The following is a 17,405-nucleotide window of genomic DNA, read 5'->3' as shown; positions in this document are numbered from 1 at the left end:
GAACCGTGCTCCGTCTCTTTTGTACCTGACGTTCGCGCGCACGCCGCTGGAAGCCGCGCCCTGGTTCATTCCCCTGCACCAGCCGGTTCTCGCAATCAACGACCTGATCACGACGACGCTGCTGCTCGGCTATTTTCACCTCACCCGCAAGCGCAGCATCCTCATCCTGGCCTGCGGCTACCTGTACTCGGCCGTCATGGCGACGGTGCACTTGTTGTCCTTCCCAGGCGTGTTCACACCTACAGGGCTGCTTGGCGCCGGGCCGCAGACCACCGGCTACCTGCACGTCTTCTGGCATATCGGCTTCCCGGCTGCGGTCATCGCTTATTCCTTCCTCAAGCAAACCGACCGACACGTCGACAGGCCGGGGTGGGCGACGGCCAAGGCGATGCTGGCGACGCTCGCTTGCGCCGCCGTGCTGGGTACGCTGGCAACAGTGGGAAGCGGCTGGCTGCCGGAGATGTTGAAGGACAACCGTTATTCGTCCGTTTTCAACATCGGACGCTACGGCCAATGGATCATTACCGGGCTGGCCCTGGTGATCCTGTTCACCCGCCGCTCGGCCTCGACGCTGGACATGTGGCTGGTGGTGGTGCTGTCCGCGTGGTTCTTCGAAATCGGGCTGGTCAGCGTGTTCAACGCCGGCCGCTGGGATGTCGGCTTCTACGCCGGCAGGGCATATGGCCTGGTCGCGTCGAGCTTCGTCCTCATCATGCTGCTGATCGAGCACGGACGCATGTACCGCGACCTGGCCGAAGCCCAGGCCACGGCACGCACCGCCGCCAGGCTGCAGGAGACGCAGCGTGTGCTGCGCCTGGCCTTGAAAGCGGGACGGATGGGCGTGTTCAGCTGGGACCTCGTCAAGGATCGCGCATGGTGGAGCCCGGAAGTGGAGCAGGACATCCTCGGGCTGCGGCCCGGCGAGCTCGCTGCGCAGCCGGACGCGCTGACGGAATACGTGTTCGCCGAGGATCGCGACCGTCTGAGCGCGCAGATTCGCGACTGCATCGGCAACAAACGCGAATGCGACGTCGAGTTCCGCCTGCGCGACGCGCAAGGCAACCCGCGCTGGGCGTTCGCGCGCGGGGAGGCCGGCTACGACGACGGTGGCAAGGCCACGGTGGTGTTCGGCGTCCTGGCCGACATCACGGAGCGCAAGCGCAGCGAGGCCGCGGCAGCCGAGATGGAGGTGCATTTCCACACGATGGCGGACGAATTGCCGGAGATCGCATGGATGGCGCGGCCGGACGGCTGGATCTACTGGTTCAACCGGCGCTGGCACGAGTACACCGGGTTGTCGCAGGACGAGGCCGAGGGCTGGGGCTGGCGGCAGGTGAACGACCCGGATCTGGTGCCGGCCATCGTCGCCCGGTGGCGCCATTCGGTCGCCACCGGCGAGCCGTATGAAATGGTCATCCCCTTGAAGGGAACGGATGGCCGCTGGCGGCAGTTCCTGAGCCGGGCTGTGGCGCTGCGCAACAACGAAGGACAGATCGTCCACTGGTTCGGGGTCAATGCCGATATCACCGCGCAGACCGAGGCCGAACAGACTCTCAAGCTGGCGGACCAGCGCAAGGACGAGTTCCTGGCCACGCTCGCCCATGAGCTGCGCAATCCGCTGGCGCCGATCCGCAACGCCGCCGAACTGCTGACGCGCATGCCCGGCCTGCCGTCCAGCGTCGAGCGGGCGCTGGCCATCGTCGACCGCCAGTCGCGCCACCTCGCGCGGCTGGTCGACGATCTGCTGGAGGTGTCCCGGATCACGCAGGGGAAGGTGTCCCTGCGCAAGAAGGACGTGTCGCTGGTCGACTGCCTGTCCGATGCGCTGCACGCGGTGGAAGGCGCGCTCAAGGCTGCCGGGCACGAAGTCCTGGTGCACCTGCCCGACGACCCTTTATACGCGAGCGCGGACGCCACCCGCATGGTCCAGTGCTTCCTCAACCTGCTGAACAACGCGATCAAGTTCACGCCGCGCGGCGGCGTGATCGGCGTCTCGGCCGAGCGCCTGCCCGGCGTGGCGAAGATCGCGATCTCCGATAGCGGCATCGGAATCCCGCCGGAACACCTGCAGGATATCTTCGGCTTGTTCTCGCAGGTCATCCCCGCGCTCGAGCGCAGCCAGGGCGGCCTCGGGATCGGCCTGTCGCTGGTGAAGGGATTCGTCGAGCTGCACGGCGGCAGTGTCGAGGCGGCCAGCGCGGGCGCCGGCAGCGGCAGCACCTTCACGGTCATCCTGCCCTTGCTCGAGCAGCCGGCCCTGGCGCCGGCCGACGCGCCGCGCGGCAGCCAAGAGGCGCGCCTGCATCCGCGCCGCGTCCTCGTCGTCGACGACAACCGCGATGCCGCCACCAGCATGGTCGCCCTGCTGCAGGCCGCCGGCCACCAGGTGCGCGAGGCACACGACGGCAAAGAAGGGCTCAGGCTGGCGTTCGAATTCGAGCCGGAGGTGGTGCTGCTCGACCTGGGCATGCCGGGCATGTCGGGTTTCGACGTGGCACGCGAACTGCGCGAACGGACTGCGCAGGCCGCGCCGCGCATCATCGCCGTCACTGGCTGGGGCCAGGAAAGCGACCGCCGGCTGACGCGCGAAGCCGGCTTCGATTTTCACCTGACCAAGCCGGTCAATCACACGGAACTGGACGTGCTGCTGTCGATGGATGTGGCGGTTGCCGAACAGGCGCCGGTCCGGCACTAGGCCTTGTTACATCGGCGGCTGACCGTTGGATGCCGTCACCCCCGCATCCACCGGCAAGTTGACGCCCGTGACCAGGCGCGCATCCTCGCTTGCCAGGAAGGCGATCACCGCCGCAACGCCTTCCGCATCCTCCGGCGCGCCGAGCGGCATGCGTTCCTTGAACTTGGCGACCAGTTCGGCGTCCTTCAGCATGTCCTGGGTCATGCCGGTGTCGGTGAAACTCGGATTGACCGCATTCACCCGCACGCCATCCTTGCCCGCATCCAGCGCCATCGCGCGCACCATGTTGCTGACCGCGCCCTTCGAGGTGTTGTAGGCAAAGGTATTCCAGTCGCCTCCCAGCCCTGACACGGAGGAGGTCATGACGATCGAACCTTTGACCTTCACGAGTTCGGGCATCGCTGCCTTGGCCATGTGGAAGTAACCGGCCACATTGACCGACATGACGCGATTGAAGTCTTCTTCGCTCGTCTGCATGATGTCGCCCTCGACCGCCACGCCGGCGTTGTTGATCAGGATGTGCAGACCGCCGAAGCGGTCGAGGGCGGCCTTGACGGCGGCGGTGGCGGTTGCCTTGTCGGCCGTATCGCCGACATGCACGAGCACGCGGTCTTGCGGGAGTCCGGCGGCGGCTTTCTTGAGGCTGGCTTCGTCGTTGTCGAGCATGAGGACATGGGCGCCTTCGTCGAGGAAACGGCGGGCGGCCGCAAGGCCGATGCCGGAAGCTGCGCCGGTGACGAGTATGGTTTTGTCTTTGAAACGGTTCATCGTAATCCTTCGATGTCAGCCAAATGAATTGATCGGCGTAAGAGGCGAACATAGCAGTGAGCCTTGCGTACACGAGGCCTGATTATGGATACGCCGGATTTGAATGACGACGATAGCACAGCCGCAAAAACCGCGATTTTCGGTGGTTTTAGGCAAACTAATGCGGTTTTTTCGTGCCATCCGAGATATAAAGGATAATCACGTATAAAACGGATTTAGAGCATGGATTGGAACCTGATTCTGCGACGCATTCAGGACGTGTCGAACTACGACGCATTCGTGGAGCTGGAACTTGAGCTGAGCAGGGGGCAGGAAACTCATCTCTTCGATTTCCTTTTTACCCATTCGATATCCGGAGGGAGGGGCGGCGGCGTAGCTGCCTGTTTGCTGATTGAGATCGATCCTGCGCCGACCCGGAGCTGTAAGGAATTGCTGGCAGAAATCGCAAAGTCGAAATGGAACGTCAGCACGAAGGAAGTCCCGTTTTTTATGATCTCATGGTTCGGTAAGCGCACTGTGAGGAATACCTGTCAGGGATTGATTGGAGAAGCGAATCTGACCCCTGAGCAGACGCAGCGGGTGAGCACCATCATTTACTGGACAAATAGCCCTGCTGCCAATCTCATCCGCTCTTATCATGACTGGCCATGGCGCGAGGCGGATGACGCAAGCTGAGTCATGGGTGTCTGCTTTGGGAAGCGGATCCTGAAGCCTGGCGCATGTTTGTATTAGATAGAGTCGAATGAAGATGCGTCTGCAAAATGAAATTCTGTCCGATATCGACCAGTTTGAACCAAGCCCCGAAGGAGATTGGCGTGGTCTGGACGCGTTGCTCACTGAGTTGTGGCAAACGACAAAAGTAAACGAGGCATGTTTGCCTGTGCTGTTTCGCGTATTCGAGCGGTTTCCCGACGACTCCAGTGCTGGCGTCTGCTGGGGTATCGTGCATGGGATCGAATCGACTGATCTCGACTATGAGAAACCGCTGCGGGAATCATTGGCAAGGCGATCTTCGGAGCTCGGGCAGATAATGCTCCATCGCCTTGAAAAGTGGACAGCGTCCGCGCAGTGAGGGCAAAATTTACGAGTAACCCCATCGGAGGGCGTCGGATCTGACCGGACCGCGCCTCTTGTCCCATCGAATGCGCCGGCATTGATTGCGCCTTATTGAGCCGAAAGGCGCTTCTCAGGTGCCCGGTGCACGGGCGCAAACACCGGCGACAACAGCTTGCTGGCGTATTCGTTCAGGTGGCCGTAGTCGTAATACAGCGGACGCCCGGCGCGCGTCGAATTACATACCGGGCCGCGACACAATTGTTCAGTAGGATCCAGGATGACGATGCCGCAGCGGTCGCGCGCTTCGTCCTGCGCTTGCCAGACCCAGGCATTGCGCCGCATGTACTCCGCTCTGGTAACGGACAAGCTGGAATCCATGCCCCACGCCATCCTGCGCGCGACGTACTGAGGAACGCTGACCGGCATCTCTGGAATCGGCCGCATCATGTACACGGTGCGCGTCTTCGCCAGGGTGCAGGCGGTGGCGGTCAGCTGTTGTCCGAACTCGTGCAGGAATTCCGGCGTCGTCGACGGGTAGCGCTTGTCGGTGAAATACACCTCGGGCGTGGCGCCATTGGGGCTGCGTTCGTAGGGACCGAAGGCCGAACGCGCATAGCGTCCGGCGAGCAGGACCGGCAGCGTCGGCTGCGCAGCGAGCTGGGCCGCCGCCCAATCGTTGAAGCCCTTGCAGTCGTTGCGCGCGCCGAAGCGCTGCGGCCGCAATTGCCGCATGGCGGGAACGAACACGCAGCCGTCATAGGAAAGCTGCACGACGCCCGCATTCCCAGCTGGCTGGGCCGCCACGACACCCGAAATGATCGAGGCGACGTGGCTGTCGCCGACGACGAAGAGCTTGCGCTCCGTGCCGCCGAACAGGCAGGCCGGCGAGGTGGCTCCGCCCGTCGCGTGGCATGCGGCCCGCCGCGGGTTGACGTCGTCCGCCGCAGCCGCCGCCAGCTCGACGTCGGGCGCGAAGCGGCCTTTCACGCCCTTGAGGAACCAGACCCCGGTGGAGCACAGGGCAATGGTCGCCAGCAAACCGCCCACTGTGACCGCGCGGGTACTGAAGCGGCGGCCGTGCAGGAGCCGGCGCGAGGGCACTTCGATCCACGCATAGGAGAGCGCGCCGAGCAAGGTCGACAGGACCAGGCCGGCCGCGATCGCCAGGACATTCTCGTTCCAGCCCGCATAGACCAGCACGACGTGGACCGGCCAATGCCACAGGTAGAGCGAGTAGGAGCGGTCGCCAAGCCATTGCGCGGCCCGGTTGCCGGTCCACACGGAGTGCCGCGCCGCCATCAGGACCAGCATCGCACCGAGCACAGGAGCCAGCGCGCGCCAGCTGGGCCATACCGATCCGGCATCGAACACGACGAAGGACACGGCAATCAGGACCAGGCCAATCGCTTCGAACAGCCGGCGCCGGTTCGGCGAGGCGGCGAACGCATCGCCGGCCAGGAAGACCAGCCCACCGGCGAGCATTTCCCAGGCCCGGGTGTGGAGAAGGAAAAATGCGGTCGATGGGCTGCTTGCCGTCGTCCAGATAGAGGCCGCCAGCGAAGCGCAGGCCAGCAGGAACAATGCGTTGCGCTGCGCACGCAGTCCGGGCGCCAGTCTCCAGAGCGCCGCCAGGACCAGGGGCAGCACCAGATAGAATTGCCACTCGACCGACAGGGACCAGGTATGCAGCAGCCACTTTTCGTGGGAACTGGTGTCGAAGTAGCCGGCTTCGAGCCAGTACTCGACGTTCGAGAGGAAGGCCAGGCTGTAGGTCGTATGCGAGCCGAGGGTTTTGTAGTCCTGCGGGAGGAGGGCGAACCATCCGGCCGCGAGCAGCACGCCGCACAAGATGGCAAGCGCAGGAATGATGCGCACCGCACGGGCGAGATAGAAGGCCGTCAGGGAGAAGTCGCCGCGATTGAGGGCCTTGCAGATAATCTGCGTCATCAGGAAACCGGAGATGACGAAAAACACGTCGACACCGGCAAAGCCGCCGTTGAATCCGGGGATGTCGAAATGGTAGAGGACGACAGCGACGACCGCCCAGGCACGCAAGCCGTTGATATCTTGCCTGAAGCTGGTTTCACTGGCGCTGCGGGCTGTCGGGGTGAGTGGCGGAGCAACTGTTGTCATGTCTGCGTGTTTCTGAAAATTGAAGCAATGAGGCACATTCTGGACAAACGTCCTCGTCTGTCGGGACAGGATGGTAGCACTTCCGGAGCGCGATGCCGCCGAAAGTCCAGGCCGGTAAGCGCCTCGTTCTTATCGACATTGTAGCAATCAGGAAATTGCAATAGTATCCAGAACCTTGAGCGCACCGATGAGTACGCCGACCGTTCCCACTATTGCGAGGATGTGATTGCATGAAGATTGTTTGCCCGACCCTCCTGCTGGCGGCCTGCTTGTCCGCCACCGTGCCTTTGACGGCCGACGCCGCCGCGACGCCGAAAGCGGCCGCCCCGGCGCTGAAAGTGGACTACCAGAAGTTCACGCTGCCCAACGGCCTGGAGGTGATCTTCCACATCGACCGTTCCGACCCCGTCGTGGCCGTCAACCTGACTGCGCACGTCGGATCGAGCCGGGAGAAGACCGGGCGCACCGGCTTCGCCCACCTGTTCGAGCACCTGCTGTTCCTGGAGTCCGAAAACCTGGGGAAGGGCGGCCTCGACAAGATGACGGCGCGCATCGGCGGCTCGGGCGCCAACGGTTCGACCTCGCAGGACCGCACCAACTACCTGCAGACGGTGCCGAAGGATGCGCTGGAAAAAATGATCTGGGCCGAGGCGGACAAGCTCGGCTGGTTCATCAATACCGTCACCGATCCCGTGCTGGCCAAGGAAAAGCAGGTCGTCAAGAACGAGAAGCGCCAGGGCGTGGACAACGCGCCCTACGGCCACACCCGCTACGTGATCAACAAGGCGCTGTACCCGCTCGATCACCCCTACAACTGGCAGGTCATCGGTTCGCTCGATGACCTGCAGAATGCGACCCTGGACGACGTCAAGGAATTCTTCCGCTTCTGGTACGTGCCGAACAACGTGACCCTGGTGCTGGCGGGCGACTTCGATCCGGTGCAGGCGCGTAAATGGGTCGAAAAGTATTTTTCCGAGATCAAGCGCGGCGAGGCGATCAAGCCGATGGCCAAGCGTCCGGGCAGCCTGAAGCAGACGGTGAAGCTGGCGCACGAGGACAACTTCGCGAAGCTGCCCGAGCTGACCATGACCTGGCCGACCGTCGAGGACCTGCATCCGGATTCGTATGCCCTCGAGGTGCTGGCCGAATACCTGTCGCAGACCAAGCGCGCGCCGTTCTACAAGGTGCTCGTCGAGGATTCCAAACTCGCGCCAAGCGTCCAGATCGGCAACCAGACCTCGGAACTGGCAGGCCAGTTCATGCTGCGCGTCCGCGCCTTCGAAGGCAAACCGCTGGATGAGGTCGCGGGCGCGGTCGACCAGGCCTTTGCCAAATTCGAGAAGGAAGGGATTTCCGAGCGCGACCTGAACCGCATCAAGGCCGGCCTGGAAACCCGTTTCTACAGCGCGATGTCGAGCGTGCTCGGCAAGTCGGCGCTGCTCGCGGAATCGAACTACCTGACCGGCAATCCGGGCTACGTGTCCGATAGCGTCAAGAAGACGATGGCCGTCACCACGGACGACGTGCGCCGCGTGTACGACACCTATATCAAGGGCAAGCCGTTCGTGGCGACCAGCTTCGTCCCGAAGGGCAAGCTGGCGCTGGCCCTGAGCGGTTCCGGCAAGGCCGAAGTGGTCGAAGAAAAAGTGGTGCAGGGCGCCGAGCAGGCCGTCGATCCGAGCAAGAACGCGGAGTATGCGAAGACGCCGTCTTCGTTCGACCGCAGCAAGGAGCCGCCGTACGGCAAGACGCCGGCCTTGACAGTGCCGCAGGTGTGGAACACGACGCTGGCCAACGGCATGCGCGTGTACGGGATCGAGAACAAGGAAGTGCCGCTGGTGCAGTTCGACATCGCGATCGACGGCGGCCTGCTGCTCGACCGGCTCGACAAGGTGGGCGTGGCCAACCTGATGGCGCGCATGCTGACGCAAGGTACCGCGAACAAGACCCCGCAGGAACTGGAGGAAGCGATCCAGCAACTGGGTGCGACGATCAATGTATCGGCCCGTACCGAGGACGTGCGCATCAGCGTCACGACCCTGGCGCGCAACTACGGGGCCACGCTGGACCTGGTCGAGGAGATCCTGCTGCAGCCGCGCTGGGACGAAAAGGAGTTCGCCCTCGTCAAGGCAAGCGTGCTGAGCCAGATCCGCCAGCAGGAAGCCGATCCGAACGCGCTCGCCAGCATCAATTTCGCCAGGCTGGTGTATGCCAAGGACGACCTGCGTTCGCGCAGCATCCTGGGCACGGCGGACACGGTGAATGCGATCACGATCGACGACCTGAAGGCGTATTACCGCGCCAACCTGTCGCCGTCGAACGCGCGCATGCACGTGGTCGGCGCCTTGCCGAAGGCGGCGATCACCCGTTCGCTCGCGGACATCGGCCGCGACTGGAAAGCCAAGCCGGTGGCGCTGCCCGCGGCAACGGCGGCTGCCGGCGCGGTCCCGGCCAAGGTCTACTTCGTCGACGTGCCGGACGCGAAGCAGTCGGTGCTGAACGTCGGCTACCGCGCGCTGCCCGTCACCGATCCGGATTACTACCCGGCGACCGTGATGAACTACATCCTCGGCGGCGGCGGTTTCGCCTCCCGCCTGACCCAGCAATTGCGCGAAGGGAAGGGCTATACCTACGGCATCTCGTCGAACTTCTCGGGCAGCAGGAGCGCCGGCCCGTTCACTATCGCCAGCGGCGTGCGCAGCAATGTCACGCTCGAATCGACCCAGCTGGTGAAATCCATCCTGCAGGACTATCCGGCCACGTATTCGGCGGCCGACCTCGAGACGACCAAGAACTTCCTCGTCAAGAGCAACGCACGCGCTTTCGAAACGGCCGCGGCCAAGCTGGCCATGCTCGACAACATGAGCAAGTACGGCTGGCGTGCCGACTACGTCAAGGAGCGCGAAGGGATCGTCAAGGCGATGACGCTGCCGCGTATCCAGGCGCTGTCGACGAAATACCTCGATCCGTCGAAGATGGTGTGGCTGGTGGTGGGGGATGCGAAGACGCAGCTGCCGCGCATGAAGGAGCTGGGCTTTGACGAGCCGGTGCTGATCAACAAATAATCGGCGGCGCCGGATAGCTGTCCGCTCTGTCGCCGTTTCGCGCTGACAGCAGCGTAACGTAGGGTGGGCACTCCGTGCCCACGCGTTACGTGCGTCTCTGGCATACGTAACGGCAATCAGCCGCCCGCACGGCAAGAGGTGCAAGGACAGGCACGTAACAGCGTGGGCACAGAGTGCCCACCCTACGGAACTCCGCCAACACGATGCAGGCGTCACGCGTGGGCATGCCCACCCTACAACTGAATTACTCAACCGTCGCTGGTGCCTTCTGCTGCGCCGGCTTCAAGCCCGACATCCCCAGCGAACGGAACAGCGTCAGGGGCACCGCATTGCCCATCGCCTGGTAACCCAGGTCGTTCGGGTGCAGGTGGTCGCCACTGTCGTAGGCGGGCAGGAAGCGCGTCGGGTGCGAGGGGTCGCGCGTGGCGAGGTCGAAGTCGATCACGGCGTCGAATTCGTCGCTGTTGCGGATCCAGTTGTTGACCGCCTGGCGCACCACTTCCTTTTCGGGCGAGTAGTAGCCCGCACCTTCGAAAGGCGTCAGCGTGGCGCCGAAGACGGCAATGCCCTTGGCGTGGGCGCGCGCGATGACCTGGCGGTAGCCGGCGATCAGGTCGGCGGCCGGGATCGGATTCGTGGCCGGGCTGTTGCCGATGTCGTTGATGCCGATGAGCAGGGTCATGTAGCGCACACCGGCGGTGGCCAGCACGTCGCGATCGAAGCGCTCGAGGATGCTGCGGCCGGCGAGTGGATTCGGCGAATCGCTCACCAGGCGGTTGCCGCTGATGCCGCGGTTGACGACGCCGAGGCGCGCGTTCAGGCCGAGCACGGGGTCGCGTACGGTCTGCAGGCGGCGCGCCAGCCAGTCGGGCCAGCGGTTGTTGGTGTCGACCGTGCTGCGCGTGCCGTCGGTGATCGAGTCGCCCAGGGTGACGATCGACGGTCCGGCGCTGTCGACGTCCACCTCGGTGAGAAAGGGCCAGGCTGTGATCGTGCGCTGCACCGGCAGCGTGGCGGCGGCCGTGAAGTCGCCCGGCAGCGATACGTAGTTGGTTTGCAGGCCCGTGTTGTGGATCGTGGTCGCCTCGACCGTGCCCGGCAGGTAGAGGCTGACGGCGAGGTCGCCCAGCGCCGGCACGTTCAGTTCGACCGGGTCGGACAGCACCGGGGCGCCGGGCGGGATCGTGATCGAGGTGCTGCCGCTGAAGGTCAGCGCGCGGTCGGTGCCGGGGGCGACATCGGAACCCGCGGCGCGCACGCCGATGCGCGCGGCGCCGATGCGCAGGGGCACGGTGCCGAACTCGTTCGACACGCGGATGCGCACGCGGTTGCCGCCGATGCTGGTGTGGACGATCAGGCGCAGGGTCTGGTCGGTGAAGGTCTGCAGGTTGGCAGGGGCGGGCGGACCGGCCGGCGCCGTGCCCCAGGTGCCGGTCCAGCGCTCGGTGCTCCAGCTCTGGGCGCCGGCATGCTGGCCGGGCAGGGCAAGGGCGATCGCGAGAGCGACGCCGCCCAGCAGCATGCCGCGGCGCGGGTGGTTGGACGGGGTGGGACGGCGGAATGCGGCCGCGGTGCGCTGGGCCAGGTCGGAGAGGGCGGACAGGGTCGACGATAGCGAAAGCATGATCGTGCTCCTTCGTGGTTGGTGGAAACGTGCTCATATGGCTGAGCGCGCGTCATCCAATCTATGCGGCGCGGGTAGGGTGGACAAGATAGGTACGGACGAGTTCGTTGTGCTAGCTCTAAAGTTCCCCAATAAGCTCATGCGTTGAAGAATTTGTTTGCGTTGGAGCACAGCAATTTGAAATAAATTCGCCCTGCGGCAACAAAAACACGGCCCGGGACACTGACGTACAATTGTTGTTTTCTCAAGAGGAGGCCGGACCATGCGTGCAATCGAAATCACCCAGCCGGGCAAGCCCGAGGTACTGCAGCTGTGCGAGCGACCGACGCCCGAACTGAAGGCCGGCGAGGTGCTGATCAAGGTGCACGCGGCCGGCATCAACCGCCCCGACGTGTTCCAGCGCCTCGGCCAGTATCCGGTACCGCCGGGCGCCTCCGACCTGCCGGGCCTGGAAGTGGCGGGCGAGATCGTCGACGGGGACCTGGCGGACAGCGGTTTCAAGAAGGGCGACATGGTCTGCGCGCTGGTGCAGGGCGGCGGCTATGCCGAGTATTGCGCGGCGCCGCTGGCGCAATGCCTGCCGGTGCCTGCCGGACTGAGCATGGTCGAGGCGGCCTCGCTGCCCGAAACCTTCTTCACCGTCTGGTCCAATGTGTTCGACCGCGCGCAATTGAGCGACGGCGAGACCCTGCTGGTGCAGGGCGGCACCTCCGGCATCGGCGTGACCGCGATCCAGCTGGCGACGGCCATGGGGCACCGCGTGTTCGCGACCGCCGGCACGGAAGACAAGCGCCGCGCCTGCGAGGAACTCGGCGCCGAGCGCGGCATCAACTACCGGGACGAGGATTTCGTCAAGGTCGTGAAAGAGCTGACGGGCGGAAAGGGCGTCGACGTCGTGCTCGATATGGTGGCGGGCGACTACGTGGGGCGCGAGATCGATTGCCTGGCGGACGATGGACGGATCGCGATCATCGCGCTGCTGGGCGGTGCCAAGGCGAATGTCGACCTGTCGCAGGTGCTGCGCCGGAGGCTGACGATCAGCGGTTCGACGCTGCGGCCGCGGCCGGTGGCGTTCAAGGGGGCGATAGCGCGCAACTTGCGCGAGCGGGTGTGGCCGTTGCTGGAATCCGGGAAGATCAAGCCGGTGATCTATCAAACTTTCCCGCTGGCGCAGGCGGCCGAGGCGCATGCGCTGATGGAGTCGAGCACGCACGTCGGGAAGATCGTGCTGCAGGTGGTGTGAACCGGTGGATCGGGCGTAGGCGTAGGGTGGGCGCTCCGTGCCCACCAAACGACGCGCCAACGGGACCCATGCAATGGTGGGCACAGGGCGCCCACCCTACGTCCTGTAGGGTGGAGTCCTGACTCCACGCGTTCGTGCGCCTGCATATTCACCGGCCGAAAGATTCATTGGCGTTTATTTAACACGCCAGCCCAGCCATTGTTTGACCGCCCCCTGAACGGCAGCTAGAATAGCGGGTTATTTGACTGTGGGGTAATATGCGTCCCAAACTCGTCGTAGGTAACTGGAAGATGAACGGCAGCCGCGCGAACAACGCGTCGCTGCTCGCTGGTATTGTGGATGGCCTGGGCAAGGGCAAGGGCAAGGCGCAAGCCGCCGTCTGCGTTCCGGCTCCGTATCTGCAGCAATGCGCGGACACGCTGGCCGGCAGCGAGCTGGCCTGGGGTGCGCAGGATGTGTCGGTCCACGCCAGCGGCGCCTACACGGGCGAAGTCGCGGCCTCGATGCTGACCGATTTCGGCTGCCGCTACGTGATCGTCGGCCACTCGGAGCGCCGCGCCTACCATGGCGAGACCGACCAGCAGGTGGCGCAGAAGGCATTGGCGGCCCTCAACGCCGGCCTGACCCCGATCGTCTGCGTCGGCGAAACGCTGGACCAGCGCGAAGCCGGACAAACAAATGTCGTAGTTAACAAACAATTGTCTGCCGTGCTGGAGCTGCTTGACGGCGATGCAGCGACGCGTATCGTGGTGGCCTACGAACCGGTCTGGGCGATCGGCACCGGCAAGACGGCGACCCCGGCGATGGCGCAGGAAGTGCACGCCGAGCTGCGCAGCCAGCTGCGTGCGCGCAGCCTTGAGGCAGGCGAGAAAGTCGCGATCCTGTACGGCGGCAGCATGAAGCCGGACAATGCGGCCGAACTGATGGCCCAGGCCGACATCGACGGCGGCCTGATCGGCGGCGCGGCACTGAAGGCGGCGGATTTCCTCGCCATCATCGATGCAGCAAAAGCGGCAGCCTGAGCGGCACCTGAATTTCAGAATTTGCAACGTAGTTAAACTTGGAATGGAATTGTAATGAACATGGTGTTCAATCTTGTTATCGTCGTGCAGGTGATCTCGGCCCTGGCCATCATCGGCCTGGTGCTCTTGCAGCACGGTAAAGGTGCCGACATGGGCGCCGCCTTCGGTTCCGGCGCCTCGGGCAGCCTGTTCGGCGCCAGCGGTTCGTCGAACTTCCTGTCGAAGTCGACGGCCGTCGCCGCCGCGATCTTCTTTGCCTCGACCCTGTCGCTGGCCTACATGGGCAACAACCGCACCGGCGCCCCTGCGGACGGCGGCCTGATGGAGCGCATGGCCGCACCGGCCAATGGCGTCCCGGCCAATGCCGGCGCCAACGTGCCTGCCACCACGACCCCGGCCGACGTGCCGGCCCCGACCGCCGGCGTGCCAAGCGCACCGGCAGCCGACGTGCCGCCTGGCCCGGCCGAAACCGTGCCTGCCACCGTCTCGCCGGCCCCGGCCGCGCAGTCGACCCCGGCGCCAGCCGCTCCGACGCAGCAGAAGTAATCTGAAGTTTTTATTGTCGGGATCCAGGTAGCGTTCGCGGAACGCGTGGACGGCACAGCCGTCCACCCTACGAAGCTCGGCAATACCCTTGTAGTACCCCGGCAGCCGCTTCACCAGGGCGCTGTCCGGCTCTCAAGCTTCCTGGGCTGTGCTTTCTACGGCCTGAAGCGAGAAAGTTTGAGAAATTCCCTGTTTTTCCTTGCGATGCATCAATTTGAGCATTGAAAAAAGGTGTTAGGGCAGGGTATAATTCTGGTCTCAGCCGACGTGGTGAAATTGGTAGACACGCTATCTTGAGGGGGTAGTGGCGAAAGCTGTGCGAGTTCGAGTCTCGCCGTCGGCACCAAAATACAGAAAAGCCAGCAAGGGCAAACGAGCGATTGCTCTCATGCCTGAGCTGGCTTTTTTACGAGGATCAGTCGTACGGTCCTGGTGGAAGGCGAAGTATCGATCGCGGTACTTTATGGCCAGGATTGCGCGATACGGCGCTGCAGGCATGCAGTGGTTTCATTAACCGATCGTTCAAATAGGCTCCATCGTGAACCTCGAAAATTACTTCCCCGTTCTTCTCTTCATCCTGATCGGCGTCGGTGTCGGCGTTGCTCCCCAGGTGCTCGGCTACCTGCTCGGACCCCAGCGTCCCGACGCTGCCAAGCTCTCCCCCTATGAATGCGGCTTCGAAGCCTTCGAAGACGCGCGCATGAAATTCGACGTCCGGTACTATCTGGTCGCGATTCTCTTTATTTTGTTTGATCTGGAAACGGCATTCTTCTTCCCATGGGGCGTCTCCATGCGCGAGCTGGGCTGGACCGGCTTCGTCACGATGATGGTGTTCATCGCCGAATTCGTCGTTGGGTTCTGGTACATCTGGAAGAAAGGTGCCCTTGATTGGGAATAAGCCATGGCTATTCATGAAGGCGTTCTAAACGAAGGTTTCATTACCACTACAGCCGATAAGCTGATCAACTGGGCGCGCACGGGTTCGATGTTCCCGATGACGTTTGGCCTAGCCTGTTGCGCGGTCGAGATGATGCATGTGGGCGCGGCCCGCTATGACCTCGACCGCTTCGGCATTGTGTTCCGTCCATCGCCGCGCCAGTCCGACGTGATGATCGTCGCCGGCACCCTGTGCAACAAGATGGCGCCGGCACTGCGCAAGGTCTACGACCAGATGGCCGAGCCGCGCTGGGTGATCTCGATGGGTTCCTGCGCCAACGGCGGCGGCTACTACCACTACTCGTACTCGGTGGTGCGCGGCTGCGACCGCATCGTGCCGGTCGACGTCTACGTGCCGGGCTGCCCGCCGACGGCAGAAGCTCTGCTGTACGGCATCATGCAGTTGCAGAACAAGATCAAGCGCACCAACACCATCGCGCGTTAATACTGCGGATTCACCATGACGACAAAACTCGAAGTCCTCCAACTCGCCCTGGAAAAAGCCCTGGGCGAGGGCGCCGCCATTACGGCCGCGCTCGGCGAAGTGACCGTGGTGGTCAAGGCCGCCGACTACATCAAGGCCATGCAGACCCTGCGCGACGATCCGACCCTCGCATTCGAGGAAATGATCGACTTGTGCGGCGTCGATTATTCCCAATATGGGGAAGGCACCTGGGACGGCCCGCGCTACGCGGTCACCACCCACCTGCTGTCGCTGGCAAATAACTGGCGCGTCCGTGTGCGCGTGTTCTGCCCGGACGACGAGATGCCGATCGTCGAATCGATCACCGGCATCTGGCGTGCCGCCAACTGGTACGAGCGCGAAGCCTTCGACCTGTTCGGCATCCTGTTCGACGGTCATGGCGACCTGCGCCGCATCCTGACCGACTATGGCTTCATCGGCCACCCGTTCCGCAAGGACTTCCCGATCTCGGGCTACGTCGAAATGCGCTACGACCCCGAGCAGAAGCGCGTGATCTACCAACCCGTGACGATCGAGCCGCGTGAAAACATTCCGCGCGTGATCCGCGAAGAAACCTACGGGATGAAATAATGGCTGAGCTTAAGAATTACACCCTGAACTTTGGTCCGCAGCACCCGGCAGCGCACGGCGTGCTGCGTCTCGTGCTGGAACTGGACGGCGAAGTGATCCAGCGCGCCGACCCGCACATCGGCCTGCTGCACCGCGGCACCGAGAAGCTGGCCGAGACCCGCACCTACCTGCAATCGGTTCCGTACATGGACCGCCTCGACTACGTGTCGATGATGTGCAACGAGCACGGCTACGTTCTCGCCATCGAGAAGCTGCTCGGCATCGAAGCGCCGGTGCGCGCCCAGTACATCCGCGTCATGTTCGACGAGATCACGCGCCTCTTGAACCACCTGATGTGGCTCGGCGCGCACGCGCTCGACATCGGCGCCATGGGCCCGTTCCTGTACGCCTTCCGCGACCGCGAAGACCTGTTCGACGTCTATGAAGCCGTCTCGGGCGCGCGCATGCACGCGGCCTACTACCGTCCGGGCGGCGTCTACCGCGACCTGCCGGACACCATGCCGCGCCACAAGGAATCGATCATCCGCTCGAAGAAGGCGATCGACCAGCTCAACGAAGACCGCCAGGGCTCCGTGCTCGACTTCATCGAGTCGTTCACCAAGCGTTTCGACGGCTACGTCGACGAATACGAGACCCTGCTGACCGACAACCGTATCTGGAAGCAGCGTACCGTCGGCATCGGCGTCGTTTCGCCGGAAGATGCGAAAGCGATGGGCTTCACCGGCGCCATGCTGCGCGGCTCGGGCGTGGCCTGGGACCTGCGCAAGACCCAGCCGTATGCCGTGTACGACAAGCTCGACTTCGACATCCCTGTGGGCACCAACGGCGACTCCTACGACCGCTACCTGGTGCGCGTGGAAGAGATGCGCCAGTCGAACCGCATCATCAAGCAGTGCATCACCTGGCTGCGCGCCAACCCGGGTCCGGTCATGATCGATAACCACAAGATCGTCCCGCCTGCGCGTGAAGAGATGAAGTCGAACATGGAATCCCTGATCCACCACTTCAAGCTGTTCACCGAAGGCTTCCACGTCCCGCCGGGCGAGGCCTATGCCGCGGTCGAGCACCCGAAGGGCGAGTTCGGCATCTACATCGTCTCCGACGGCGCCAACAAGCCATACCGCCTCAAGATCCGTACCCCGGACTATGCCCACCTGCAGAGCCTGGACGAGATGGCGCGCGGCCACATGATCGCCGACGCCGTCACGATCATCGGCACCCAGGACATCGTGTTCGGTTCCATTGACCGATAAGCTCAAAGGC

The 17,405-nt window shown here is 63.7% G+C and carries 14 protein-coding genes and 1 tRNA gene; 12 read left to right on the top strand and 3 right to left on the bottom strand.

The window, feature by feature from the left end; translation table 11 throughout:
- Positions 1 to 19: 19 nt before the first annotated feature.
- On the top strand, positions 20 to 2,695 hold the full coding sequence (locus ACFPQ5_RS14220) for an MASE4 domain-containing protein (protein WP_379756675.1): 2,676 nt from the start codon (positions 20 to 22) through the stop codon (positions 2,693 to 2,695).
- 6 nt (positions 2,696 to 2,701) lie between these two features.
- On the opposite strand, the gene budC is transcribed toward ACFPQ5_RS14220, so the two are convergent.
- Complete coding sequence (budC, locus tag ACFPQ5_RS14215; protein ID WP_379756672.1) at positions 2,702 to 3,463, bottom strand: meso-2,3-butanediol dehydrogenase; 762 nt, start codon at positions 3,461 to 3,463, stop codon at positions 2,702 to 2,704.
- Between the two features lie 222 nt (positions 3,464 to 3,685).
- Here budC and ACFPQ5_RS14210 point away from each other — a divergent pair, with 222 nt between their 5' ends.
- Together ACFPQ5_RS14210 and ACFPQ5_RS14205 are read left to right on the top strand one after the other, a co-directional pair.
- A complete protein-coding gene (locus ACFPQ5_RS14210) occupies positions 3,686 to 4,138 on the top strand; it encodes a hypothetical protein (RefSeq protein ID WP_379756669.1) in 453 nt (150 codons plus the stop codon).
- 67 nt (positions 4,139 to 4,205) lie between these two features.
- Positions 4,206 to 4,535: a hypothetical protein gene (locus ACFPQ5_RS14205; RefSeq protein WP_379756665.1), complete on the top strand. Its 330-nt coding sequence runs from the start codon at positions 4,206 to 4,208 to the stop codon at positions 4,533 to 4,535.
- 92 nt (positions 4,536 to 4,627) lie between these two features.
- On the opposite strand, the gene ACFPQ5_RS14200 is transcribed toward ACFPQ5_RS14205, so the two are convergent.
- Positions 4,628 to 6,652 carry an acyltransferase family protein gene (locus ACFPQ5_RS14200; protein WP_379756662.1) on the bottom strand — a complete coding sequence of 675 codons (2,025 nt, stop codon included), beginning with the start codon at positions 6,650 to 6,652 and terminating at the stop codon, positions 4,628 to 4,630.
- A 230-nt stretch (positions 6,653 to 6,882) separates the two neighbouring features.
- On the opposite strand from ACFPQ5_RS14200, the gene ACFPQ5_RS14195 reads away from it, so the two are divergent.
- The gene (locus ACFPQ5_RS14195; RefSeq protein ID WP_379756659.1) at positions 6,883 to 9,717 is read left to right on the top strand and encodes a M16 family metallopeptidase; all 2,835 of its coding nucleotides are present in this window, start codon (positions 6,883 to 6,885) and stop codon (positions 9,715 to 9,717) included.
- 244 nt (positions 9,718 to 9,961) lie between these two features.
- Here ACFPQ5_RS14195 and ACFPQ5_RS14190 read toward each other — a convergent pair whose 3' ends face one another.
- Entirely contained in the window at positions 9,962 to 11,341 is a 1,380-nt protein-coding gene (locus ACFPQ5_RS14190) for an SGNH/GDSL hydrolase family protein (protein ID WP_379756656.1), read from the bottom strand.
- 262 nt (positions 11,342 to 11,603) lie between these two features.
- On the opposite strand from ACFPQ5_RS14190, the gene ACFPQ5_RS14185 reads away from it, so the two are divergent.
- The 8 genes from ACFPQ5_RS14185 to ACFPQ5_RS14150 all read left to right on the top strand — a co-directional run bounded on the left by ACFPQ5_RS14185 (position 11,604) and on the right by ACFPQ5_RS14150 (position 17,395).
- Complete coding sequence (locus ACFPQ5_RS14185) at positions 11,604 to 12,584, top strand: NAD(P)H-quinone oxidoreductase (RefSeq protein WP_379756653.1); 981 nt, start codon at positions 11,604 to 11,606, stop codon at positions 12,582 to 12,584.
- Between the two features lie 257 nt (positions 12,585 to 12,841).
- Entirely contained in the window at positions 12,842 to 13,606 is a 765-nt protein-coding gene (gene tpiA / locus ACFPQ5_RS14180) for a triose-phosphate isomerase (RefSeq protein WP_379756650.1), read from the top strand.
- Between the two features lie 54 nt (positions 13,607 to 13,660).
- Positions 13,661 to 14,152: a preprotein translocase subunit SecG gene (gene secG, locus ACFPQ5_RS14175; RefSeq protein WP_379756647.1), complete on the top strand. Its 492-nt coding sequence runs from the start codon at positions 13,661 to 13,663 to the stop codon at positions 14,150 to 14,152.
- Positions 14,153 to 14,413: 261 nt separating this feature from the next.
- Positions 14,414 to 14,498: transfer RNA gene (locus ACFPQ5_RS14170), tRNA-Leu, on the top strand.
- A gap of 192 nt (positions 14,499 to 14,690) precedes the next feature.
- Positions 14,691 to 15,050, top strand: coding sequence for an NADH-quinone oxidoreductase subunit A (locus ACFPQ5_RS14165; protein WP_136218549.1), 360 nt, complete (start codon positions 14,691 to 14,693; stop codon positions 15,048 to 15,050).
- 3 nt (positions 15,051 to 15,053) lie between these two features.
- Positions 15,054 to 15,533 carry a NuoB/complex I 20 kDa subunit family protein gene (locus ACFPQ5_RS14160; RefSeq protein WP_056333529.1) on the top strand — a complete coding sequence of 160 codons (480 nt, stop codon included), beginning with the start codon at positions 15,054 to 15,056 and terminating at the stop codon, positions 15,531 to 15,533.
- Positions 15,534 to 15,548: 15 nt separating this feature from the next.
- Positions 15,549 to 16,142, top strand: a complete 594-nt coding sequence (locus tag ACFPQ5_RS14155) for an NADH-quinone oxidoreductase subunit C (RefSeq protein WP_379756644.1) — start codon at positions 15,549 to 15,551, stop codon at positions 16,140 to 16,142.
- Positions 16,142 to 17,395 (top strand): NADH-quinone oxidoreductase subunit D, encoded by a 1,254-nt coding sequence (locus ACFPQ5_RS14150; RefSeq protein WP_379756641.1) that lies wholly within the window; start codon positions 16,142 to 16,144, stop codon positions 17,393 to 17,395. Before ACFPQ5_RS14155 ends, ACFPQ5_RS14150 begins: the two co-directional genes overlap by 1 nt.
- Positions 17,396 to 17,405 lie beyond the last annotated feature (10 nt).

Origin of the sequence: Massilia suwonensis (assembly GCF_042655665.1) — a bacterium.
GTDB lineage: Bacteria > Pseudomonadota > Gammaproteobacteria > Burkholderiales > Burkholderiaceae_D > Telluria > Telluria suwonensis.
The sequence above is the reverse complement of the archived record's forward strand: the minus strand, read 5'-3'. Positions and strand labels throughout refer to the sequence as shown.

Bases quoted from the DNA above. Each gene is read 5' to 3' on its own strand.
- budC (WP_379756672.1), bottom strand. From the start codon at position 3,463: ATGAACCGTTTCAAAGACAAAACCATACTCGTCACCGGCGCAGCTTCC.
- ACFPQ5_RS14210 (WP_379756669.1), top strand. From the start codon at position 3,686: ATGGATTGGAACCTGATTCTGCGACGCATTCAGGACGTGTCGAACTAC.
- ACFPQ5_RS14205 (WP_379756665.1), top strand. From the start codon at position 4,206: ATGAAGATGCGTCTGCAAAATGAAATTCTGTCCGATATCGACCAGTTT.
- ACFPQ5_RS14200 (WP_379756662.1), bottom strand. From the start codon at position 6,652: ATGACAACAGTTGCTCCGCCACTCACCCCGACAGCCCGCAGCGCCAGT.
- ACFPQ5_RS14195 (WP_379756659.1), top strand. From the start codon at position 6,883: ATGAAGATTGTTTGCCCGACCCTCCTGCTGGCGGCCTGCTTGTCCGCC.
- ACFPQ5_RS14190 (WP_379756656.1), bottom strand. From the start codon at position 11,341: ATGCTTTCGCTATCGTCGACCCTGTCCGCCCTCTCCGACCTGGCCCAG.
- ACFPQ5_RS14185 (WP_379756653.1), top strand. From the start codon at position 11,604: ATGCGTGCAATCGAAATCACCCAGCCGGGCAAGCCCGAGGTACTGCAG.
- tpiA (WP_379756650.1), top strand. From the start codon at position 12,842: ATGCGTCCCAAACTCGTCGTAGGTAACTGGAAGATGAACGGCAGCCGC.
- secG (WP_379756647.1), top strand. From the start codon at position 13,661: ATGAACATGGTGTTCAATCTTGTTATCGTCGTGCAGGTGATCTCGGCC.
- ACFPQ5_RS14160 (WP_056333529.1), top strand. From the start codon at position 15,054: ATGGCTATTCATGAAGGCGTTCTAAACGAAGGTTTCATTACCACTACA.
- ACFPQ5_RS14155 (WP_379756644.1), top strand. From the start codon at position 15,549: ATGACGACAAAACTCGAAGTCCTCCAACTCGCCCTGGAAAAAGCCCTG.
- ACFPQ5_RS14150 (WP_379756641.1), top strand. From the start codon at position 16,142: ATGGCTGAGCTTAAGAATTACACCCTGAACTTTGGTCCGCAGCACCCG.